This is a genomic window from Acerihabitans arboris (assembly GCF_010131535.1).
Lineage (GTDB): Bacteria > Pseudomonadota > Gammaproteobacteria > Enterobacterales > Enterobacteriaceae > Acerihabitans > Acerihabitans arboris.
The window spans coordinates 51873-74627 of the sequence record NZ_WUBS01000002.1 but is presented as its reverse complement, the minus strand read 5'-3'; the positions used below and the strand labels follow the sequence as shown (position 1 = coordinate 74627).

The following is a 22755-nucleotide window of genomic DNA, read 5'->3' as shown; positions in this document are numbered from 1 at the left end:
CCGGGCTTAAGACCGTTCGCCCGGATATATAGGTCGTATACGAACCATGAGCTTTATCCTGTCTTTCATCAACGACTTATCCTCGTTCATAAGGGCAGGCGAGTCGACGAGCCTCTTCACACTGGAAACGGGATTCAACATGATATTCGACGATTTGCGCCAGTTCCTGCAGGCGCTTGATGAACATGGCCAACTGCTGCATGTCAAAGACCAGGTCCAGGCCGAGCCGGACCTGGCCGCGGCTGCCAACGCGGCCGGCCGGATCGGGGAAAGAGCGCCGGCATTGTATTTTGATAATATCGCGGGTTTTATCGATGCCAGGGTTGCGCTCAATACCTTGGGGTCGTGGCCCAACCACGCTATCGCCTTGGGAATGGCGGCCGGTACCTCCACCAAAGATCAGGTTGCGGAGTTTATCCGGCGCTGGGACGCGTTCCCCGTAACCGTGGAGCGGCGTGAAAATCCGCCATGGCGGGAAAACAGCGTCGAGGGCGAAGACATCAATCTCTTCGACATACTGCCGCTGTTCCGCCTCAACGATGGCGACGGCGGTTTCTATCTGGACAAGGCCGCCGTGGTTTCGCGGGATCCGAACGATCCGGATAATTTCGACAAGCAAAATGTCGGCATCTATCGCATGCAGGTCAAGGGCAAGCGCCGTCTCGCGATCCAGCCCGTGCCGGTCCACGATATCGCCATCCATCTCAAGGCGGCGGAGGAACGAGGCGAGGACCTGCCAATCGCCATCACCCTTGGCAACGATCCGATCATCACGCTCATGGCGTCGACGCCTCTGCGCTATGACCAGTCGGAATACGAGATGGCGGGGGCGCTTCGGCAGGCGCCATATCCGGTAGCGACGGCCCCGCTGACCGGTTTCGATGTCCCGTGGGGTTCCGAGGTGGTTATCGAAGGGGCGATCGAAAGCCGCAAGCGGGAACTCGAGGGCCCGTTCGGCGAGTTCACGGGAAATTATTCGGGTGGACACAGAATGCCGGTGATAAGGATCGACCGGGTGTCCTACAGAACACATCCGGTCTTCGAGTCCCTGTATCTCGGCATGCCCTGGACCGAGGTGGACTACCTCATCGGTCCGGCAACCTGTGTGCCGCTTTACAAGCAGCTCAAGGCTGATTTTCCCGAGGTGCAGGCCGTCAATGCCATGTACACCCATGGCCTGCTGGCGATCATTTCGACCAAGAAACGTTATGGCGGATTCGCGAAAGCGGTGGGGCTGCGCGCCATGACGACGCCCCATGGACTGGGCTACGTGAAAATGGCGATCGTGGTGGATGAGGACGTCGATCCATTCAACCTCCCCCAGGTCATGTGGGCCTTGTCCACCAAGGTGAACCCCGCGGGTGATTTAGTGCAACTGCCCAATATGTCGGTTGTCGCGCTGGACCCCGGATCATCGCCCGCGGGAGTAACCGACAAGCTGGTCATTGACGCCACGACCCCCGTTGCTCCGGATACCCGCGGCAATTACGGCCTGCCGGTGCGCGATCTGCCCGAGACGAGCCAGTGGATCGACCGGTTGAACCAGTTGATGTCGCGGAGCCGTTAAGCTGATACAGAAAAAGGAATATAAGATGATTTGTCCTCGTTGCAAGCATCCCGGCGTGGGTGTTTTGTTTGAAAGCCCGGTCAAGGACGTGTGGACTGTGTTCCAGTGCGGGCAATGCCTGTACACCTGGCGCTCGACCGAGCCGCCGCGTCGTTCCGATCCCCGGCACTATCCGGATGCGTTCCGCCTGGATGCCGAAAGCCTTGATCATGCCGAGGCAATACCGCCCGTACCGGACCTGCAGAAAGCAAAATAAGGGCAAAACATACCCTTATTTGGTACATCCGGGTAAGGGTATGGAATAGGGGGTCGGCCGGTGCGCCGATTGACGCCCTTGGCCTAAATATGCTGCGGGAGGGCCGCAGCAAAAAAATCAGTCGCACGCCGTACCCGCGCCGGTACGTAACGACGTTGCGGCCAGATAAGGCTTACGTCCCTGACGTCGCTGACAAATTCGTCCAGAACGCTGATCACGTCCGGATGCCGGAGTTCCCCGGCAAGAGAGGCCTTGGTAAACAGGCCGATGCCAACGCCGGCCAGGACACCGGCCCGGATGGTTTCGACGCTGTTGGAGGAAAGATTTCCGCGGACGGACACGCTGAACCGGCCTCCTGGTCCGGTAAAAGACCAATTCGCCGACTTTGTCATGCCGCTATATACCAGGCAATTGTGATCAACCAGATCGGTGGGGGTTTTGGGTATGCCGCGTAGCGCGAAGTAGCGACGGGATCCCACGCATACCAGGGGAGTGCCGGCCACGCGCCGGACAATCGCGTCAAGTTCATTGACGGCCCCCACCCGGACCGCCAGATCTATCCTGTCTTCCACCATGCCCCGCACGAAGTCCGAAAGGACAAGGTCTACCTGAAGGCCTGGATTTTGTGACAACAGATCGGGTATAAGCGGAAGAATGTGAAGGCGACCGAAGGTAGAGGCGGCGGCGATCCTAATCAGCCCCGAGGCATTAAACGTGCTGCTGGTCAATTCGCCGTCGGCTTCATCCATTTCGTCAACCAGCGGCTTAGTCCGATCATAGTACCTCTGCCCCTGATCCGTCAGGGTCACGCTGCGTGTGCTTCGGTTAAACAACACCACGCCGAGGCGCTTCTCCAGCGCGCCGATGGCCTTGCTGACGGCGGACTGCGAATCGCCGGTTATACGCGCCGCGGCGGAAAAACCGCCCGCTTCAACGACGGCGATAAAGGCGTTCAATTCGTGAAATCGATCCATTGCATTCCCCTGAAGCATAAATTTGGTGGACATCGGCGGCGGGGCCGGCGCTAAGATCTATTCTTATTAAGAATAGATCTTAGGGGAAAAACGCTGATTATCATGCCTGGTCATAGCAATTACAATCCTTCCATCATTTATGACCCAACGGAAGGTTTTATGTCCATTCTCGCAGGTAAGGTTGCCGTCATCAGCGGCGGAACGAGCGGCATCGGCTTGGCGATCGCCCAGCGTTTTGTCGCGGAAGGCGCTCACGTTTTCATCTTCGGCCGCCGGCAAGCCCAGCTCGACGAGGCCGCCAGGCTGATCGGACAAAACGCTACCGCCATCCGGGCGGATGCCGCCAGCCTCGAGGACCTTGACCGCGTCGCTGCGGCGGTAAAGGCCGAAAAAGGGGTCGTCGACATCATCGTGTCGAACGCGGCCTTGGTGGAGCAGGTTTCGATCGGCGCCCTCACGCCTGAGCACTTCGACAAGACATTCAACCTTAACGCCCGCGGTCCCGTCTTCCTGGTGCAGAAGCTGCTGCCGCTGATGACCGGGGGCGGATCGATCATATTGGTCTCGTCGGCCATGCACGTCATGGGGATTCCCGGCCATACCACCTACGCGGCGACCAAAGCGGCGCTGCGCTCCTATGCCCGTACCTGGGCGGCGGAATTCAAGGATCGCGGCATCCGGGTCAACACGCTCAGCCCTGGCGTAACCGATACCCCGATTCTTGACAGCCAGTCGTCAACCCCTGAAGAACGCGAGGCCCTGGTGAACATGTATCTGAGCATGATCCCGATCGGCCGGCTGGCCCGGGCCGGGGAAATTGCCAGCGCGGCGCTCTTCCTGGCGTCCGATCAGAGTTCCTACATGACGGGCGCGGACCTGATGAACGATGGCGGCGTCGGCCAGGTCTGACGCCCGTGGAGCGGGTTGCCGGTGCCTATCCATGGCGATATCGTTAGCCATGAGCCTATCGGGATTGGCGTATCCGGCCAGACCCGGTCGTAGCCACCGGTGAGTTGGCAACCCTGGCCGCCCAGGTATGCGCCAAAAAAACAATCTGGTGCGCGAGCATCAAGACGCCGAAAAGCACCGCCATATTGACGGGACCGAACAGCGCGCTGCGGACAGGTCGTGGACGTTTTGCGCCAGGGCACGGCGTCTTGACCCGGCTAGAATGTCCTCCATGAAGTTTTGCCGTTAGCGGGCGGCCTCTGGCGGTGACAGCGGCGCAAGAATTTCAGCGCGGCAAACCTCGAGGATTTCATCCGCGAGCGGGGAGTCGTCCGGGCAGGCCCGCGACAGCAGGATAGCGCCGATCGAATGGGCGAGCACGTCGATCATCTTGGCTCGCGCCCCGCGCTGCTCTTCACCGCCCGACGTCATGCCTTCGCTTTCAAGGGCCGCCAGCAGGCTCTCGATCCCGGCCGCAAATGTGGCCTTGATAGGTTCCGGCTGACGTGCGGCATCCCCGCACAGCGCGGCCATCGTGCAGCCGTCGCCACGGGCGTCGCGGTGCTCCCGGGACACGTAGTCTTCGACGAACTTGGCGATGTCTAGACCGCCGGTCTTCACCGCGCTGCGCGAAAGCCCGCTCGCCGCGGCCTCAGCCATCAGGTCGGCCTTGGATCCAAAGTGCTTGTAGAATCCGCCATGGGTAAAGCCGGCCGCCGCCATCAGCTCCGCCACGCCCACGCCATCGTAGCCGCGTTCCCGGAACAGCCTGGAGGCCGTCTCCACGATATGCGTCCGATTTTCCCGTGCCTGTGCCTTGGTGACCCTCATTTCAGCGCGCCTCTCATCCCAACTCATATTTAAAAATAAATTATACATTGATGTTGATCATCATCAAAGTACTTGACGGTTTAGATTACAATCATCATCATAATGATCCGTCAAGGTTATCAATACAAGAGCGTAAACACATGACCAGTCATTCCTCGGTTCTTATCACCGGCGCGTCCTCCGGCATCGGCGCCACCTACGCCGAGCGCTTCGCGCGCCGCGGCCACGACCTCGTGCTGGTTGCCCGCGACCAGGCGCGACTGGAGACGCTGGCGGCCCGCTTGCGCCAGGAAAACAACGTTGCCGTCGACGTCGTCCGGGCCGACCTGACCCAGCCCGGCGACCTGGCCGCTATCGGGGCTCGCCTGCGCGATGACGTCAAAATCGGCATCCTCGTCAACAATGCCGGGGTCGCCCAGTCCGGCAGCTTTATCGAGCAGACGCCGGAAGCTGTCGGGCGGCTCGTCGCGCTTAACACCACCGCGCTGGTCCGACTCGCCAGCGCCGTCGCGCCACGGCTTGTCCAGGCCGGCGAAGGCGCGATCGTCAATATCGGCTCGGTGGTCGGGCTGGCGCCTGAGTTCGGCATGTCGGTTTATGGCGCGACCAAGGCATTCGTGCTGTTCCTTTCCCAGGGCCTGAGCCTGGAGCTCTCGCCAAAGGGCGTTTATGTACAGGCGGTACTGCCGGCGGCGACCCGCACCGAGATCTGGGAGCGTGCCGGCATCGACGTCAATACGCTGCCCGAGGTGATGGACGTGGGCGAACTGGTCGATGCGGCGCTGGTCGGTTTCGATCGTCGCGAACCCGTGACCATTCCGCCGCTGCACGTCGCCGCCCGCTGGGACGCCCTCGAGGCCGCGCGGCAAGGCCTGCTTTCGGATCTCCGGCAGGCGCATGCCGCGGAGCGTTATCGGACAACCAACTGAAGCGACGGCAGAATACCGGGGGAAGAGATGACATCAGGCTCATCCCATGGCGATTGCCGTCGTCTTGAAAACGGTCCACGCGTCCTGGCGGGGATTGAGCGTCGCGGCATTCATCCTCAGCGGCGTGGCGAACGCGCTGGGCGCGGCCGGGGAAACTTGCTGCGGCGGGATTGATCAGCCATGACGGATAAAACTGCCATGTAGCTGATGGCGCGCGCCGGGATAAAGTAGCTTGGTGTAGGTGACCAGTGTTGTCTGGTGTCGGGTATGGCGGCTGATAAGCAGGCAGGGATCGCTTTTCTTGATGGATAACAGTTTGCATTGCGCGGACGTGGGTGAAACGGCTTCGATGATATGCTCGCCGGACGTGAGCGGTGAAGCCTGATTCAGATAGATGTAGGGCGTCTGTTTTTCGTAATCCTGCAACAGATAATCCGGGGCCATCACCGGATTTACCCAGCGTTCCTCCAACTGTACCGGGATGGCGTTTTCATAATGCACGATCAGGGAATGAAACAGGCTTTCCCCGGGATCCATGCCGAATTCGGCCGCCAGTGCCGGGTCCGCGGGCGCGCTGCCCAGCGTTATCACCCGACTGGCGTGCTTATGGCCCCGGCCGGCAATTTCGTCAGAGATGTTATGCACTTCCATGATAGCGGTATGTACTTTCAGTTCGGCGACGTAGGTACCCACACCCTGCATCCGCAGAAGATAGCCTTCGCTGGCGAGTTCCCGTAACGCCCGGCTGATGGTCATGCGGCTTACGCCCAGTTTATCAACCAATTGATTTTCAGAGGGAATGCGCTGGTTAGGTTTCCAGGTGCCGCTGCTGATTTGGCTGATAATGGCCTGCTTTACCCGTTGGTATATCGGCGCAGGTTGCACGCCCATCGACTCGGCCAGTTGCGTCATCTTCGTCGGCTCAGCCATCTCGCCACCTCATGTATCACCACATCAACGTTAGCGTAATGATAACAATTTCAGATGTATATACAAGCATGTGATAGCACAAACAGGTCTGCACAAATCGGGTGCGGGGGCTGCCCCGTCAGGGTGCCCCACGGCCGGTTTTTTTACCCGCCGGCCGGCCGTGCTTGACGTCAGCGCCTGATGAAAACGATGGGGGAAAGTGGCATATTCATTGCATTACTTGTCTATACAAGTAAAAGCCGCGTCGGGCGCGGGATGTCCCGTTAGTCAAACGTCCCGCGCGCGGATCGGGGCCGGGACGAATGTACAGGTCTTTCTTCAGGCATTAAAAAGGTACTGAGATGATGCTGAATCTGGAGGATTATCGCCGGATGGCCCAACGCGCGTTGCCGGCTTTTGCCTTTGATTACGTCGACGGCGGGGCGGACGACGAGCGCACCCTGGCGGACAACCGCGCGGTCTTCGACCGCTGGCAGTTCGTCGCGCCGGTGCTCAAGGATGCCAGCGTCCGGGACCTCTCCGTGACATTGGGTGATACGACGCTGGCCGCGCCGTTTATGATTGCGCCTACCGGTTACAACGGGATGTTACGCTACCGGGCGGATCAGATGCTGGCGCAAGCGGCCGGACACGCCGGTATTTCCTATATACAGAGCACCGTTTCCACCGCCTCGCTGGAGGATATGCCGGCCGGCCGTAAGGGGGCGCATTGGTTTCAGCTGTACGTATTGAAAGATCGCCGTGTGACCGTCGACCTGCTGCGGCGCGCCAGGGAAGTGGGGTGCGCCAGCCTGGTGGTGTCGGTTGACGCCGTTCATTTCGGCAATCGCGAGCGGGACAAACGCCATTACCGTAAACCGATGAAATTGTCCCTGGGCAGCTATCTCAACGTGGCGCGGCATCCCGGCTGGGTCTTGCGCACGCTGGTGCCCGGCGGCATGCCGGGCTTCGGCAACCTAAAACCCTACCTGCCGCCGCAGTTCCGGCGGGGAGTCGGCGGGGCGACCTATTTTGCCCAACAGATGGATGATACCCTCGATTGGCAAACCCTGGCGTGGATCAGGTCGTTATGGCAGGGCGGGTTTTATGTCAAGGGGATCCTGACCGTCGAGGATGCGCGGGCGGCAATGGCCATGGGGGCGGACGGCCTGATTTTATCCAATCATGGCGGACGCCAGTTGGACGGCAGCGTCAGCCCGCTGACGGTACTGCCCGACATCAGGCTGGCGTGCGGTCCCGCTGCCAGGATCCTGATCGATGGCGGCATCCGGCGCGGCACCGATATTGTCAAAGCGCTGGCGTTGGGAGCCAACGCGGTACTGGTCGGCCGGCCGATGCTCTATGCGGTGGCCGTGGCCGGCGAGGCCGGGGTGGCACAGGCGATAACCTTGCTGACGCAGGAAATCGATCGTACGCTGGCACAGCTCGGTTGCCGCAGCCCGGCCGAACTGGGGCCGCATTTACTCCGCCGGCGAGAAAGCTGATACCGGCGGGGGGCGGGAGCGGAAGGCCAACGGATGGCCTTGATCAATACGCCCGTACGCAGGCCGACTGGCCATCACAGGCCGCGGCGTCAGACGGACGCCAGGTAACCGCCGTCGACATACAGGACCTGGCCGGTGATGTAGCGCGCCGCATCGGAGCTGAGAAATACCGCCGCGCCGATCAAATCATCCGGTTCGCCGAAACGGCCGAGCGGGATTTTGCCCAGCATCGCATCACACCACTGCGGGTCTTGGTAAAATACCCGGGTCAGGTCGGTGCTGAAATACCCCGGACCCACGCCGTTGACGCGGATGCCATGTTTGGCCCATTCGGTGCTCAGGGCATGGGTCAATCCCACCAGTCCCGATTTCGACGCGCCGTAGGCCGCGGCGCCGGGCACGCCGACCCGGCTGGTGAGGGAACAAATATTAATCATGGCGCCGCCATGGCGGCGGACCATCAGCCGCGCCGCCGCCTGGGCGCAGAAAAACGCGCCTTTCAGATTGGTATCCACGATGCGCTGCCATAAGGCCTCGTCCACCTCGAGGGAGGGACAGACCTGTTCGGTCCCGGCGTTATTAATCAGGATATCCAGCGGCGCGTTCTCGAACCGCGAGAAGGCCTGGACAATACTCTCCCCCCGGCTGACATCCAGCACCAGCCCGGTGGCGCCGTTATCCCAACGCTTTAATTGGCTAACGGCGTCGTCAAGGGTACCGGCGTCGCGTCCGGCGGCCACTATCGTTGCCCCGGCCTGCGCCAGCCCGAGGGCGAGGGTAAAACCGATACCGCGGGAAGCGCCGGTGACCAGCGCGGTTTTCCCCTCAAGGGAGAAGGTGGAAGGTAAGGTCGTCATGATATCTCCAGCTCAGGGTACGATCAGCATTTTCAGGAAAGGGCTGTGGCCGGCCAGTAGGGCGGCGAACGCCGCCGGCACCTCGTCGAGGCCGATGGGCGGGCTGCTGATGGTCATAAGCGATGCCATCAGTCCGGGTAATAAGCCAATGGCCTGGCGCTGCTCGTCACGAAACACGCTGCAGCCCACCATCGTCAGTTCCCGCTCGACCAGTCGGTTAACGTTCAGCGTCACGTCGCCATGGAAAATACCCACCGAGGCGATACGTCCGCCCGGCGTTATACTATTGACCAGCGAATTGAGCACGCTGGCCACCCCGGTGGCTTCGATCGCCAGGCTGAACTCGCCCGGCCCGGCCAGGGGGACAATGCGCGCAATCAGATCATGGCGCCGCGCATTCGGTTCGATCAGCTGGACCCGGCAGCCGTGGACGGCATGCAGCAGCAGCGCCGCCAGCCCGCCGATGGTGCCGCCGCCGGTAACCCGCACGGTAGCGGATGGCCCGGGCGACAGCTGATTAACCGCCCGCAGCGCGACGCCCAGCGGTTCGCTAAGCGCGGCAATGGCGGCCGGCAGCTCCGCCGGCACTTTTATCAGGCTGCGGGACGGAAGCACCGCCTGCTCGGCAAACCCCCCGTCGCAGACCTCGCCGACAAAACCCAACTGGTCGCATAAATTGACGTGGCCCCGTTCACAGGCCGGGCAGCGGCCGCACCACACCCGGGAATCAGCCACCACCCGATCGCCAGGGACGAAATCGTTGACGTGGTCACCGCATTCCAGGACCTCCGCGCAAAATTCATGTCCCGGGGTAGCGGGCGATCGGGATATCCATTGGCCGGTTCGCAGGTTATGCACATCGGAGCCGCAGATGCCCGCCGCCAGCACTTTCAGCCTGACCTCAAGCGGGCCGGGGCGGGGCAAGGGAATCTCTTCGGTACGGATATCGCCGATACCGTATAATCTCACCGCCTTCATGGTTATGCCTCCGCCGCCAGCGCATTAAGCCAGCGGGTGAAATCATCCTCGCCGCCGCTGCCCAACATAACCGCCAGCGCCAGGCCTAATGCCGAGCTGACCGGGGTATGCCCGCTGTTGCCGCCGGCCCGCAGATCCAGCACCAGGGTCGGGCAACAGAACATCGCCAGCCTGACGATGCGCTGCCATTGCGCCGGCAGCCAGCCCCGTCGTTTCAGTTCTGCCAGCAGGGGTTGCCAGTACCCGGTTCCTTTACTGTCCAGAAAAGCCCGGCGCAGCGGCGTAAGCTGCCAGTTATGGGTCACTTTCAACCGATCGCCATCGCGGATTACCGCGACCCGATAGTACCGCGCGGCCTGTCCAGGCTCATACAGCCAGCAGGGATGGGCGAAAATATTGTGAAAGGTGGCCTTGATCTCGGCCAGTAGCGCCGGAATGGCGCTGCCGGCAAACGCGGGATCAAAACTCACCAGTTCAGGTTGGCGGCCCCGGGTATCGAACCAGACGTTGGCATTATGCGCATCGCCATGGGCGGTGATGGCGCCGTGTCCGGCCAGGGCCGCCGGTTCCAGCCGCTCGCCGGCTTCCAGAAACAGTTGCTCGAGGGTATGCGGGTAAACCACGCCGTTGATTTCCCACTGCAGCCGGCTCAGCTCCCGCCAGGGGATCTGTGCTTGCGCCAGTTGAAAGGTTTTACCGACGTAAAATTGCTTCACCCGCCCGCCTAAGCCGACAGGCTCGCCCGCGGACACCAGCCGATGATAAAACAGCTGGTGAATCGGCTCCTTGACCACGCTTTCCCGGCTGCCCGGAACCAATGTCGGTTGGCAGCAGGTCCAAAGCGCCCGATCCGCCCGTTGCTGCGCGCCCACCACCTCATCCATATTTCGCCAATCCCGGCGATCCTCGATATCGTGGCACACCTCCGCCAGCCGCTTATCGTTACGCAGCGCATACAGCAGGATTTGGCGGCCTGGCTCACCGCAGGCATAGAGCGGCACATCCACCCGGAAACCCGCGTCGCGCAGCAGTCCGGCGCGGTAATACTCCTCGATGGTCTGATCTTCGCCATCTTCATGGTGATACTTGAAAAACAGCGTGCGGTGGTCCGCCAGCATCACCTGGCCGTTAAGGGAATTGAGGCTGTACCGATCGCGGTTGATTTTCAAGCCCAGCACCGGGGTGGCGGTGATGTCGGCAATTAACCGGCCGAGCCTGTCACCGGCGCCCGCCCAGTCGCCGGCTTTGGCCATGGCCCTGGCCTGCGCGGCGTACGGCGCCTTAAGGTCTTTAGACATCGGTCTCACCTTGAAGGAATTTTTTCCTCAATTCGGAAACCGCCAGCGCGTGGCCGGTAAAACCTTCATATTCGGCAAAGCGCTTGGCCTTGACGGCCAGGTTGTCATAGCCGGCGGCGGTCACATAACCAATGGAAATCCGCTTCATATAATCGAACACCGATAGGGGGCCGGCGGTTTTGGCCGCGCCGTTGGTGGGCAATACCGCATTGGGTCCCAACACAAAATTGCCCAGGGTGACCGGCGTATGGTCGCCGAGCAGAATTTCCCCCGCGTTGCGGATTTTAGCCATCACCGCCATCGGCTCGTCGGCCAGGATCTCCAGATGTTCGGGCGCGTATCGATTCACAAATGCGATGGCCGTTGCAAAGTCACGGGTCAGGACGATTCCGCCGTGCTCGCCGCACAATACCCGGCGCGAGAAGTCGGCCCGTTGCTCATCAAGCCGGCCCCAGAGCGCGGGCAGAACATTTATCGCCTGTTCGGCGACGCGGCGGCTGGAGGTCACCAGCCAGGCGGACGAATCGGGGCCGTGCTCGGATTCGATAATCAGATCGAGCGCCGCCAGGGCGCCGTTGGCGTTGTCGTCGGCCAAAATAATACTTTCGCTGGGACCGGCGGGCACGCCGGGGTCGATAAGATGGGTCAACTGGCGCTTGGCGGCCACCACCCACGGACTGCCGGGGCCGACAATCTTCAGGCATTTGGGTACGGTTTCGGTGCCGAAGGCCACGGCCGCCACACCTTGGGCGCCGCCGCATTTATAGATTTCGCCGATGCCGACGATACGGGCGGCCACCAGGGTCGCGTCGTCCACCTTGCCGTCCGGCCCCGGCGGCGTAATGACTATCGGCCGGGGCACGCCGGCAACGATGGCGGGAATGGTGGTCATCAACAGCACGCTGGGAAAGGACCCTTTGCCGCGCGGCACGTAACAGGCGACGGCATCGATAGGCACATGGCGATCGCCGGCAAAGGCGCCGGGCTGCATCTCTTTGAGCCACATCTCTTCCGGTTTCTGCGCTTCATGAAAGGCGCGGATATTGCCCGCCGCAAACCGGATGGCCGCAATCACCTCCGGATCGATACGCGCGAAAGCCTGCTCGAACTCGCTCTCTTCGGCGCGCAGGGCGAAGGTTTCCGGCGCTACCGCGTCGAAACTGCGGGCAAAACGGATCAGCGCGGCGTCCCCTTCGTTTTTTACCGCGTCGATAATGGGCGCGACGCGTTCGCTGAAAAAGGACAGATCGGTTTCAGTGCGTTTAAACAAGGCGTCCGGTAATACGTCGCTATCGGAAAGGTCGTGAAAAATAACGGACATGGCAATAATTCCCTGAGTTAGACGGACACGGCCGGATGGCGGATGCGATCCAGCACCAGATGCTGCAAATTGATAAACTCCGGGTCGCGGTTCATCTCTTCGTGACGGGGCCGCGCGAGCCGGACATCAAAGGCATCGTCGATAACGCCCTGTCCCATCACCACGATCCGATCCGATAGCCAGACCGCCTCCTCGATATCATGGGTCACGAACATCACGGTCAGGCGATGTTTTTCCCAGATTTCGATCAGCAATTGCTGCATTTGATGACGGGTCATCGCATCCAGCGCGCCGAACGGCTCGTCCATCAGCAGGATTTTCGGACGATAGGAGAGCGCGCGGGCGATGGCCACCCGCTGCTTCATGCCGCCGGACAACTCGCCCGGCCAGCTGTCGCCGGACTGGCCCAGCTTCACCAGTTCAAGATGCTGCTGGGCGATATCGCGGCACTGCCGGCCGGGCGTGCCCGCCGCCTTTAAGGCGAACTCGATATTCTGGCGGGCGGTCAGCCAGGGCAGCAGCGTATAGGACTGAAACACCACGCCCCGGTCTATCCCCGGGCCGGTAATGGAGCGGCCGTCGACGCGGACATCGCCGGCGTCGAATTCCTCCAGTCCGGCCGCAATGGATAACAGGGTGCTTTTACCGCAGCCGGAGGAGCCGACGATGGACACGAATTCATTGTCGTTCAGCGTCAGGTCGATACCCTTGATCACCCGATGACGGCCCTTGCCCAGCGGAAAACTTTTTTCCAATTGATGCAGCGATAATGTCGCCATCAGCCGCGCCTCCGGTGGTAGCGAAACAGCACCTGTTCCGCGGCACGCATCACCTGGTCGGTGATAAGGCCGAGGAAACCCAGCAACAGGATATAGCCGATAATGGTATCGGTCTGGAAATAGCGCTGCGATACCACGATGCGATAGCCCAAACCGGAGGTGGAGGCCACCAGCTCCGCCAGCACCAGCCAGGTCCAGGCCCAGCCGAGGCTGATGCGCAATGCGTCCCAGATAGCCGGCATGGCGGCGGGCAGCACGATTTTCAGCATAATGGCGCGATCCGGCATGCCGAGCGTGCGCCCCAGCCCGACAAAATCGGACGGCACGCGTTTAACCGCATCGATCATCATTAAAACCTGCTGGAAAAAAGTGCCGATCCAGATGACCAGGAATTTTTGGAAATCGTCGGTGCCGCTCCACAGGATGGTCAGCGGCACAAACGCCACCACCGGCATATAGCGGATAAAATCCACCAGGGGTTCGACGATAGCCTTGAACAGACCGTAACAGCCGGCCAGGGCGCCGATGACAATGGACATCACCGAAGAGATGGCAAAGGCGATGGCGATACGGTACAGACTGCTGTTGATATCGCTGGCGAGGGTTCCCTCCGTCGCCAGCGCCACCATGCGTTGCCATACCCGATCGAGGCCCGGTAAAAACAGCGCCGGTATGGCGCCGCTGCGGGTCGCCGCCCACCATGCCGCGATCAGCAGGACAAATACCGTGACCGAAATACCGACAAATTGCCCACGCGTCGGCGCGCGTCCAATGGTCAGCAAGCCCAGCCGGCGTTTTCGCGGTCGCTGCGCAGGGGCCGCGACCGTCATTTTGGATACACTCATGAGCCCGGAACCCTTTATTTATTGCGCGTTGACAAAACTGGCGTCAATTACCTGGGCGGCCGTCACGGGGGCGGTGATAATGCCGGCGTCCGTTGCCGCTTTAAGCACGTGTTGGAAGGTCTCATTACTGAATTGAGCGCCCAGGACCTGTTTGTTTTCCGCCAGGGTATAATATTTAACGCCGTCGAAGGCGCTGTTGAGATCTTCCGCGGTGGCGCCCACTTCCCTGGCGATAATCGCCCGGTCGGTTTGGATGTTGCCGTTGTAATGATTCAGCGCCTCATCCCAGGTACCGATCAGGGCGGCGACCTGGCCGGGCCGGTTTTTCAGGACCTCGTCGCGCACCACCAGGACGTCGCTGATCAAACCGGGATCGTTCTGGCCGCTATACAGCATGCGCACCGAGGCGTCATTTTTCCTTGCCACCGAAAGATAGGGTTCGTAGGTCACCGCCGCATCGACGCGTTTGGCGATCAGGGCGGTGCCGGCGGACGAGGCGGGCATGGGTACGGGCTTGATATCCTCGATCGTCATGCCGGCGGAGGCGAGGGCGCTATGCAGCAGGATGTCGCTGGTGGTGCCTTCCTCATAAGCGACGCTTTTCCCCTTGAGTTCCTTAAGGCCGGTTATGCCGCTGCCGGTCAACATGGCATCCGCGGTTTTGCTTTGATCGAGCAGCAGCACCACTTTAACCGGCAGTCCCGCCGCTATCATCCCCATGGCGGTATGGGTCGCGATATTGGCGGCGTCGATCTGGCCGCTCGCCAATGCGGCATTGATATCTTTATCTTCGGCGAAGTTAATCACCTCCACCTGTTCAAGACCGTGTTTTTTAAACATGCCGTAATGATTGGCCACATGCCACTGGCCATACCCCAGCCACGGCTCAACGCCCATTTTAAGGGCGCCTGGCTCCGGCGCGGCCGCAAAGCTCATTGATGTCATCAGCAGCCCAGAACATAACGTGACGACCAGGGATTTTTGCAAAACTCGGTATGAAATCATGTCGGTTTCCTTCAGAAGGTTGTGCGGGAAATAAGATGCTGATGGCTGTCCTTGTATATACAAGAGTATGCAAGACCGATGCCAATCGAAGGTCCGCGACCTGTGGGGCCAGGATGGGGAAATAATGGTCAGTAAAAGTGCGCAAAAATCGTGCGGCGCACTGTCACCGTGCGTTGAAACGAGATCATTGACGGCCGGCGTCACTCGATTAAGCGCCGGGGAAGAGCGGAGGGTCGCCGGGGACAACGCGTTGCCAATGGCGGCCATCTCCCGATAATCCGGACGCTGGAACAGCGTGAATAGTAACCCGGGCGTTGCACGCAGACTACCCCGAAGATAGCAGGTCGATTTTATGGTAAGGACATTGGAATGCTAATGTCTATTTTGCAATAGCGAATGTAATAAAGTATTTGGCATAAGTTTATATTTCCTCCAGCGCGGTCTTCTAGACACCGCGGCAAACTTGCCCTCCTGATAAAAGCGACTTTTTCCAGTAAGCAATAGCCGCAACGTCCGGGGGAAAGGCATTTTATCACCTTGAACTCAATAGTTAATATATATATTGTTACCCCTTGAGATGAAATGGCTTGCCGTTGCTAATCCGTGTTTGACGGCAAGCGATTTTATTACCGGACAAGCACACCGCGGTGGACGGCTGCAATTATATAGGCTTCATCATTCGCCAGCGGCGGTGAAACAAGGAGATTTTTTTTGAATAAAAAGAGTGAAGTGATACATAGCCGCGAGCCACAGCGCGTACGTAACGAATTGTGCTTCCGGCGCATCAAAATCGCCAATAAAACGCGCGTGGCGGAGCACTTTTGGCGTATTCAGTTCACCGGGCCGGACCTAAAGGGTTTTAACTCGCCGGGGTTTGACGATCACATCAAACTCTTCTTTCCCGATCCGAAATCCGGCGCGCTGAATCTGCCGGATGTAACGGCAGAAGGCGTCGTTTGGCAAGCGGGCGTGCGTCCTTTGGCACGCGATTATACTCCGCTGGAGTTTGACGGCGAGAACCAGCTGACGCTGGATTTTTATATCCACCAGGGCGGTATGGCCAGCGACTGGGCCGAGCAAGCGCGGCCAGGGCACGAACTGGTCATTGGCGGTCCGCGGGGTTCGTTAATCGTCCCGGCTGATTATCGTTTCCAGCTCTACGTCTGTGATGAAACCGGCCTCCCGGCGTTCAGGCGCCGCAGGCCCGCCATCAACGCCGAACACCTGCATCTGTTTGCCTATGCCGATGAAGCGACGGGGCGCGGCTATCTGGACGATCTCAATGGCGTTAACGTCAACTGGCTGGGAAGTGGAATGATGCAGATCGATAATCTCGGTATGCTCATTGGCGCCCTGGACAGAATATCCCTGCCGGCTGATGACTATTTCATCTGGCTGACCGGCGAAGGCGAGACGGTGAATATGCTGAGCGATTATTTTACCCAGCGCCGTGGCTGCGACGGGGCTTTCGTTCGCGCCGTCGCCTACTGGCACCATAAAAAAATTCACGATTAATGCGCTGCCTCCATGGCCTGTTCAACCGCCGTCTAACGACGGCGATGGTGGCGGGCGCGTTAAAGCTCCGAACGCCAACGATCGATTCGGCTTACGAGCCCTGTTTTAATACAAAGGCATCATTATTCTGATTGCCGACATCATGCGGTGGGCTAGGCAATTTTAAACACCGCCCCCTTTTCCTCTACCAATATAAGGGGCAGCTTCCCCGTGCCGCGTGCTACTTCATAAGCCAGTAAACATACTTCGCAAAAACCTTCGCAACAACAGGATTTTTCACACCGGTACTCATAATCAACCCAGTAGCGAAAATGGCCGCCCGGCGATTTTAGGGAGATAAAGTGATTTTTTTTCATAAGTTCATCCAGCCGCATAAAAGTCATGGCGGATGGATTATGAAATGCTATACGTATTTTAAAAGTGTGCATCCCTTTATTCTCTTCCTATATGCAATGTTTTGCCAGACGATAGCGGTTATTGCTACAACAGGAAGAAACGATTAAAAGCACTCCGGCCAGGCGACATATATCCATTAAATTGATGGGGGTATATTCGCGAGGAATAAAGAAGGCGTTTTCTGCGTAATACCCATTGCACAACCGGCTTCCGCTCGGCAGGTGAGCCGGCAATGGCCGTTGGTGGGTTGACGGCCTGACCGCTATCTTCAATAAAGGTAAACACTCCGGCGACACCCATCGCCAGATCGACAGCAGCAGCAGCGGTGGCGCTGCGCTTGCGTAAGGCCATAAAGCTACCGGCTGTTTTGTTGCAACTGAAGCGGGGAAACAGAAAATTTTTCTACTCTTGATGCGACCCGTGCCCGCCCGAGCGAAAAAACATATCTTTGTGATTGGCGATCCAGCGGTATGGCATGGGTTGCCCTGGCGTTATGCGGTGGCGAGGGCATTGCGAGGGTGCCATATCATCATGGCGACTCATTCCTGAACGCAATGATCAAAAAATGCATAATGGGTAACGAAATGAGCACACCAAGGAACGTAGCTATGGGTAACCGCCGTGACTGCCACTGAATAGACCGTGCGCAAAATGCCCAGCATCAATAAATATTGTGGCATAATGGCATCAGTCCGGGCACAAGCGATGTAACAGATAATGCGACTAATCAGTGCTGCAAGGTAGCTCTTGTCCCGCAAAAATATTGCGCAGGTTATTCCCTCATGCGCTGAAATAAGGTACAAGGCTGCATGAAAATTCCAAATAGAATCCAACCGCTGGTAGATGACGGCCTGATAGACGATGTGGTCCGCCGACTGAAAAGCGGCAAAGAAGCCGATGTTTACACCGTGCTATGCGGTGAAGAGATCCGCTGTGCCAAAGTTTACAAAGAAGCCGCGCAACGCAGCTTCAAGCAGGCCGTGCAGTATCAGGAAGGCCGCAAGGACCGTAACAGCCGCAACACGCGCGCAATGCAAAAAGGCTCGAAGTTCGGACGCAAACAGCAGGAAGAGTCCTGGCAGACGGCGGAAGTCAGCGCGCTGTTCCGTCTGGCGAATGCCGGCGTGCGTGTGCCGCAGCCGTATATTTGCCTGGATGGCGTGCTGCTGATGGAGCTTATCACCGACGCCGACGGCGTGGTCGCGCCGCGTTTGAGCGATGTGATCCTGACAGAAGAAGACGCGGTGGCCGATTTCGACACCATGATCCGCAATATCGTGCGGATGCTGTGCGCTGGTATCGTGCACGGGGATTTATCAGAATTCAACGTGCTGATGGACGCCGACGGGCCGGTGATTATCGACCTGCCTCAGGCCGTCGATGCCGCTGCCAACAATCATGCCGAGTCGATGTTCGAGCGCGACGTCAACAACATGACTGAATACTACGGCCGGTTCGCGCCGCGGTTGCTGGAAACCCGTTATGCGAAAGAAATCTGGGCGCTGTATGAAGAGGGTAAACTGACTCCGGAAACCATTCTGACCGGGCAGTTTGCCGAAGATACGCATAAAGCCGATGTGGATTCGCTGCTTGATGAAATCATTGCCGCCGAATATGAATATTACGATCGTCAGCGGGCGCTGAAAGAACGCGATCTTTAAAGCCGGCGCGAACGGATTTAGATGCGGGCCGGCCGGCCCGACGTGTTGCACAAGGCCGATGGCATCAGCGCGCTGACCTGTTTTATGCCACCTTTGCCTATTGGCAAATAATTCCTGCAATTTTCCTGAGTCATAATATCCTCATATTTGGCTGGTTTTACTATTTCTAATCTGTAGAACCCGGCAACACTGCATATTAAAATCCGCGCCGTTGAACCCCTTGCCGTTTTTTGTATGAAATTGCACGCATACCCTATCCCCATCGACAATCATCGTATCGATAATAGGGAGAGGTCAAGTTTATTGCGGTTGCCGTGATTAGCGAACCCCCTAAGCTCTCCTTGATGATCAAGATGTAAAATTAATCAACAGAAGGTTATTACAGCAGTGTCTTTGCGCAAATCTATTAATGGTAACCCGGCAAAATGGGCCAAACCGCGCTGGATTGCCTCTTCATGCTCTGGTTTCAGAGTAAAGCATGAGAGGTCCTTAAAGCGCCCTCAAGGTCGGGCCGCGATCTATCGATGACTTGACAGTCAGGCTACCAACTAGTAGGGTGATAGCCATGGAGGGGGTTGCTGAAACTCCGCGCCGGGCATATCCCGCTTTCTTGAACGGTGCCGGCGATATATGAAAAAGCAGAATTTGCCTCACAACATTTTTTTGGCTGATGGATTTTCATTATGAACACAGAACTTTCGCCCAAGGCCACCGAAATTGCCGCGCATGCGAGGTTGCTACTCGCCGCCGGCGGCTACAACAGCTTCAGCTATGCGGACATTTCCGCGCGGGTGCACATCAGCAAGGCCAGCATCCATCACCATTTCCCGAGCAAGGCGGAACTGGTCCGGATCGTGGTCGCGCGCTATCGTGAGGAGGCCCTGGCAGGCATGGCAATCCTCGATCGCCAACTCAACGATCCGCTGGCGGAACTCAATGCCTATGCGGATTATTGGTCCACGTGCATTCGCGACGGCACGTCTTCATTTTGCATTTGCGCGATGCTGGCCGCCGAACTGCTGACGATCCCAAGCCAGGTTGCGGATGAAGTCCGTGGACATTTCCAGGATCAGTCTGCCTGGCTTGCGTCGGTACTCAAGAAAGGCGCAGCTAAAGGGCAGTTCCACTTGCGAAACAGCCCGACCATCGAGGCGGGATCCTTTATGGCCACGGTGCACGGCGCGATGTTGGCCGCGCGGGCCTTCGGCGATCCCCAGACTTTCCAGGCGATTGTACAGCCTACTATCGACAAGTTGATCACGGCAAACTGATTCGTTCCGCCGGAACGGAGCGGCTGCGTGGTTTGGGTCGTCCGAATAATCTACCAACTAGTAGGTTGTATGCAATATGAACGCTGCGGTATGAACAGGAAATTACGGGCCATCGCGGGGCGCGCGCTCCATACGCACCACGGTTCCTCGTCACGCTCGAAGGCTTTCAGGGCGCGGCTTTCGACGGCCTTCCACACTAATGCGCTATCTAACCACACCGCGGTGTCCGCATCGCACAGGAGATTTTTTATGCACATAGCAAAACTTAACAAATTCGTGGCCCTCAGCCTGGCCAGCGCGCTATTCCTGGCCGGCGGTTTGACGACGGCATCCGCCGCTGGAGCAGCCGATCGGGGCGTCCGGGTCCGGGGCACGGTGGTCGCGCTGGCAGGTGACCGGCTCCAGGTTAAGTCGCGTGACGGTCAGGCCGTCACCGTCACCCTCAAACCCGGCTGGACGGCCTCGGGAGTAGCCAAGGCCAGCATCAGCGACATCAAGCCTGGCGACTACGTAGGCATCGCGTCGCTGCCTAAATCGGCGGGTGGCGACGGAGCGCTGGAAGTCCTGATCTTCCCGCCACAGCTCAGAGGCGCGGCGGAAGGCAGCTTTGGCTGGGACTTGAAGCCCAACAGCACGATGACCAATGCAACCGTGGCCGATGCGGTCAAATCGGTCGGTAGCAGCGACGTCACGGTCAGCTATCACGGACAGGCGAAAAAGATTTCCATTCCAGAAGGCACGCCGGTCGTCACGCTGGCGCCGGCCACACCCGACGATGTGAAGCCTGGCGCGATTGTTTTCATTAGCGCCGAGAAGGGCGCGGGCGGCGCGCTCTCAGCCGGCAACCTGATCGTTGGCAAGAACGGCGTCGTTCCTCCGATGTAATCAATCGCCATTACCGGCTGGCAGTGCCAACCAGCCGGTTAAGGAGCCTGTCATGAATACGCTTGATCCATCAAATGTGCCGCCGCCGGCCCGGCCATACCGCCGCCGGTTCATTAAGCGGCATTCGTTGCCCGTACGCATAACCCACTGGGTGAACGTGCTGTGCCTGTCGTTCCTGTTACTGAGCGGGTTACAGATTTTCAACGCCCATCCACGGCTCTACTGGGGAAAATACGGCGCCGATGCGGACCAGGCCTTTATCGTCATCGGCGCCAGGCAACAAGGCGATACGCTGCGCGGCTACGTCCAAATCGGCCCAATGAACATCGAGAGCACGGGATTCCTCGGCGTTTCCAGCGAAGATGGCGCCGCAGCCGCCCGCGCATTCCCGGCGTGGCTCACCATCCCGTCCTACCACGATCTGGGCGCCGGACGGCACTGGCATTTCTTCTTCGCCTGGCTGCTGGTCATCAATGGCCTGGTCTACCTGGCGCACGGGCTCTGGCGGGGCCATATACGGCGCGACCTGTTGCCGACCAGGGCTCAGCTGACATTACGCCATTTGTGGCGGGAAACGATCGACCACGTACGGCTGCGCTTCGCCAGGGGAGAAGAGGCACGGCGCTACAACGCGTTGCAAAAGCTTGCCTATCTGTCGGTAGTATTGGGGTTGCTCCCTATCATGGTATTGACCGGGCTGGCGATGTCGCCAGGCCTGAACGCGGTATTTCCCTTCCTGCCGGATCTGTTCGGTGGACGCCCTTCAGCCCGGACGCTGCACTTCATCACCGCGTCTTTGCTGGTGTTATTCGTCCTGGTCCATGTGGCGATGGTCGCCGTATCGGGGCTTTGGAACAATCTGCGATCGATGATAAGCGGCCGATATGCCATCGACGACACGGGAGATAAGCCATGAAATCACAGCTTTCACGTCGGCGGCTCTTGGCCGGCCTGCTCGCCGGCGGAGGGGGAGTGTTGCTCACCGGATGCGATCGTTTAGTGCAGGACGACGCGGTGAACGCCTGGTTAAGCCATATCGAAAAGCTGACCATGGGTAGCCAAAGATTGCTGCTCGGGCGCCAGCGGCTGGCTCGGGAATACGGCGAGGCGGACCTTTCGCCGGTCTTTCGCGCCAACGGAACGCAAATGCCTGACTCGGAGGACTATGCCCGGATGCTTGACCGCGGCTTCGCCGACTGGCGATTGCAGGTGGACGGGCTGGTGCGGCATCCTTTGAGCCTGTCGCTGTCCGACCTGAAGCGGTTTCCACCGCGCACCCAGATCACCCGGCACGATTGCGTTGAGGGCTGGAGCGCCATCGGAAAATGGCGAGGCGTTCCGCTGGGGCAAGTGCTGGACGTGGCGGGATTGAAACCAGGCGCTCGTTATGTGGTGTTCCATTGCGCGGACGAGTTGGAAAGGACGCTCGATGGCAGCGGCCGCTATTACGAGAGTATCGACTTGCTCGACGCCTACCACCCCCAGACCCTCCTTGCCTACGGCATGAACGGCGGTGATCTGCCCGTGGCCCACGGCGCGCCGCTGCGTCTTCGGGTTGAAAGACAGCTCGGCTATAAGCATGCGAAATATCTGATGCGCATCGAAGTCGTCGCTGCGTTCGGCGGCATGGGCAGCGGCAAGGGCGGCTACTGGGAAGATCGCGGCTATGAGTGGTATGCGGGTATATGAAGCAGGGAAAAATGGATAGACCGCCGGCGACCATGGACGGCTTGCCGGTTGCCGCGGGAGGGAGACCAGGGCCGCAGCGCTGGGAGGGAGCATGCATGCGTACCTGGTTTTGAACGTTATCTCGGCGGTGAAGCGTCAGGAAAAGCAAGCCTTATGCGGCATTTATGCGTGCTAAAGAAAAGACCCCGCCCAGATGGCTGCGGCGGCGTGTGCGGTTTTAGAACGCGTCAATATCCAGACGCAGGGACGGTGACGAAAAAACGTTCCCCTGTTAGCGCGGCCCATCAATTCCTACATAATAGTCTATGATTGTTGTTCGTATGCCGCCTGGGGCCG

Annotated in this window: 24 protein-coding genes; 12 read left to right on the top strand and 12 right to left on the bottom strand. The window is 59.2% G+C overall.

The annotated features are described in order from the left end of the window. The first annotated feature begins 139 nt into the window (after positions 1–139). Together GRH90_RS02595 and GRH90_RS02590 are read left to right on the top strand one after the other, a co-directional pair. On the top strand, positions 140–1567 hold the full coding sequence (locus tag GRH90_RS02595; RefSeq protein WP_162364672.1) for a non-oxidative hydroxyarylic acid decarboxylases subunit C: 1428 nt from the start codon (positions 140–142) through the stop codon (positions 1565–1567). A gap of 25 nt (positions 1568–1592) precedes the next feature. Then, positions 1593–1823: a non-oxidative hydroxyarylic acid decarboxylases subunit D gene (locus tag GRH90_RS02590; RefSeq protein ID WP_162364343.1), complete on the top strand. Its 231-nt coding sequence runs from the start codon at positions 1593–1595 to the stop codon at positions 1821–1823. A gap of 83 nt (positions 1824–1906) precedes the next feature. Here the strand turns inward: GRH90_RS02590 and GRH90_RS02585 are convergent, their stop codons facing one another. Further along, complete coding sequence (locus GRH90_RS02585) at positions 1907–2797, bottom strand: LysR family transcriptional regulator (protein WP_162364342.1); 891 nt, start codon at positions 2795–2797, stop codon at positions 1907–1909. A 159-nt stretch (positions 2798–2956) separates the two neighbouring features. Here GRH90_RS02585 and GRH90_RS02580 point away from each other — a divergent pair, with 159 nt between their 5' ends. Continuing rightward, the gene (locus GRH90_RS02580; RefSeq protein ID WP_162364341.1) at positions 2957–3706 is read left to right on the top strand and encodes an SDR family NAD(P)-dependent oxidoreductase; all 750 of its coding nucleotides are present in this window, start codon (positions 2957–2959) and stop codon (positions 3704–3706) included. Positions 3707–3991: 285 nt separating this feature from the next. On the opposite strand, the gene GRH90_RS02575 is transcribed toward GRH90_RS02580, so the two are convergent. Further along, on the bottom strand, positions 3992–4576 hold the full coding sequence (locus GRH90_RS02575) for a TetR family transcriptional regulator (RefSeq protein ID WP_162364340.1): 585 nt from the start codon (positions 4574–4576) through the stop codon (positions 3992–3994). 140 nt (positions 4577–4716) lie between these two features. On the opposite strand from GRH90_RS02575, the gene GRH90_RS02570 reads away from it, so the two are divergent. Both GRH90_RS02570 and GRH90_RS02565 read left to right on the top strand, forming a co-directional pair. Further along, positions 4717–5505 carry an SDR family NAD(P)-dependent oxidoreductase gene (locus GRH90_RS02570; RefSeq protein WP_162364339.1) on the top strand — a complete coding sequence of 263 codons (789 nt, stop codon included), beginning with the start codon at positions 4717–4719 and terminating at the stop codon, positions 5503–5505. A 46-nt stretch (positions 5506–5551) separates the two neighbouring features. Beyond that, complete coding sequence (locus tag GRH90_RS02565; RefSeq protein WP_162364338.1) at positions 5552–5689, top strand: hypothetical protein; 138 nt, start codon at positions 5552–5554, stop codon at positions 5687–5689. Here the strand turns inward: GRH90_RS02565 and hutC are convergent. After that, positions 5680–6435, bottom strand: coding sequence for a histidine utilization transcriptional repressor HutC (hutC, locus tag GRH90_RS02560; RefSeq protein WP_162364337.1), 756 nt, complete (start codon positions 6433–6435; stop codon positions 5680–5682). The genes GRH90_RS02565 and hutC overlap by 10 nt on opposite strands. Before the next feature lie 341 nt (positions 6436–6776). Between hutC and GRH90_RS02555 the strand changes: the two genes are divergently transcribed. Further along, positions 6777–7919 carry an alpha-hydroxy acid oxidase gene (locus GRH90_RS02555; protein WP_162364336.1) on the top strand — a complete coding sequence of 381 codons (1143 nt, stop codon included), beginning with the start codon at positions 6777–6779 and terminating at the stop codon, positions 7917–7919. Between the two features lie 89 nt (positions 7920–8008). Here the strand turns inward: GRH90_RS02555 and GRH90_RS02550 are convergent, their stop codons facing one another. From GRH90_RS02550 to GRH90_RS02520, 7 genes are read right to left on the bottom strand one after another with little or no spacing between them, the layout of a single operon-like run. After that, positions 8009–8776 carry an SDR family NAD(P)-dependent oxidoreductase gene (locus GRH90_RS02550; RefSeq protein ID WP_162364335.1) on the bottom strand — a complete coding sequence of 256 codons (768 nt, stop codon included), beginning with the start codon at positions 8774–8776 and terminating at the stop codon, positions 8009–8011. A 12-nt stretch (positions 8777–8788) separates the two neighbouring features. Beyond that, positions 8789–9754, bottom strand: a complete 966-nt coding sequence (locus tag GRH90_RS02545; protein ID WP_162364334.1) for a zinc-dependent alcohol dehydrogenase — start codon at positions 9752–9754, stop codon at positions 8789–8791. A 2-nt stretch (positions 9755–9756) separates the two neighbouring features. Beyond that, positions 9757–11052, bottom strand: coding sequence for a hypothetical protein (locus GRH90_RS02540; RefSeq protein WP_162364333.1), 1296 nt, complete (start codon positions 11050–11052; stop codon positions 9757–9759). Continuing rightward, complete coding sequence (gene hisD, locus GRH90_RS02535; protein ID WP_162364332.1) at positions 11045–12373, bottom strand: histidinol dehydrogenase; 1329 nt, start codon at positions 12371–12373, stop codon at positions 11045–11047. The genes GRH90_RS02540 and hisD overlap by 8 nt, the downstream gene beginning before the upstream one ends. A gap of 17 nt (positions 12374–12390) precedes the next feature. Continuing rightward, positions 12391–13152 (bottom strand): ABC transporter ATP-binding protein, encoded by a 762-nt coding sequence (locus GRH90_RS02530; protein ID WP_162364331.1) that lies wholly within the window; start codon positions 13150–13152, stop codon positions 12391–12393. Beyond that, the gene (locus GRH90_RS02525) at positions 13152–13982 is read right to left on the bottom strand and encodes an ABC transporter permease (protein WP_162364671.1); all 831 of its coding nucleotides are present in this window, start codon (positions 13980–13982) and stop codon (positions 13152–13154) included. The genes GRH90_RS02530 and GRH90_RS02525 overlap by 1 nt, the downstream gene beginning before the upstream one ends. Before the next feature lie 33 nt (positions 13983–14015). After that, a complete protein-coding gene (locus GRH90_RS02520) occupies positions 14016–15002 on the bottom strand; it encodes an ABC transporter substrate-binding protein (RefSeq protein ID WP_162364330.1) in 987 nt (328 codons plus the stop codon). 711 nt (positions 15003–15713) lie between these two features. Here GRH90_RS02520 and GRH90_RS02515 point away from each other — a divergent pair. Further along, entirely contained in the window at positions 15714–16517 is an 804-nt protein-coding gene (locus tag GRH90_RS02515) for a siderophore-interacting protein (RefSeq protein WP_162364329.1), read from the top strand. 152 nt (positions 16518–16669) lie between these two features. Here the strand turns inward: GRH90_RS02515 and GRH90_RS02510 are convergent, their stop codons facing one another. Together GRH90_RS02510 and GRH90_RS02505 are read right to left on the bottom strand one after the other, a co-directional pair. Continuing rightward, entirely contained in the window at positions 16670–16873 is a 204-nt protein-coding gene (locus GRH90_RS02510; RefSeq protein WP_178112989.1) for a hypothetical protein, read from the bottom strand. Between the two features lie 124 nt (positions 16874–16997). Continuing rightward, entirely contained in the window at positions 16998–17264 is a 267-nt protein-coding gene (locus GRH90_RS02505; RefSeq protein WP_162364328.1) for a hypothetical protein, read from the bottom strand. Positions 17265–17722: 458 nt separating this feature from the next. Between GRH90_RS02505 and GRH90_RS02500 the strand changes: the two genes are divergently transcribed. From GRH90_RS02500 to GRH90_RS02480, 5 genes are all read left to right on the top strand, one after another. After that, the gene (locus GRH90_RS02500) at positions 17723–18574 is read left to right on the top strand and encodes a PA4780 family RIO1-like protein kinase (protein ID WP_162364327.1); all 852 of its coding nucleotides are present in this window, start codon (positions 17723–17725) and stop codon (positions 18572–18574) included. A gap of 683 nt (positions 18575–19257) precedes the next feature. Then, positions 19258–19845, top strand: a complete 588-nt coding sequence (locus tag GRH90_RS02495) for a TetR/AcrR family transcriptional regulator (protein ID WP_162364326.1) — start codon at positions 19258–19260, stop codon at positions 19843–19845. 249 nt (positions 19846–20094) lie between these two features. After that, positions 20095–20730: a hypothetical protein gene (locus GRH90_RS02490; protein WP_162364325.1), complete on the top strand. Its 636-nt coding sequence runs from the start codon at positions 20095–20097 to the stop codon at positions 20728–20730. Between the two features lie 52 nt (positions 20731–20782). Further along, positions 20783–21646 (top strand): cytochrome b/b6 domain-containing protein, encoded by an 864-nt coding sequence (locus GRH90_RS02485; protein ID WP_162364324.1) that lies wholly within the window; start codon positions 20783–20785, stop codon positions 21644–21646. After that, entirely contained in the window at positions 21643–22419 is a 777-nt protein-coding gene (locus tag GRH90_RS02480) for a molybdopterin-dependent oxidoreductase (RefSeq protein ID WP_162364323.1), read from the top strand. The genes GRH90_RS02485 and GRH90_RS02480 overlap by 4 nt, the downstream gene beginning before the upstream one ends. The last annotated feature ends 336 nt before the right edge of the window (positions 22420–22755 follow it).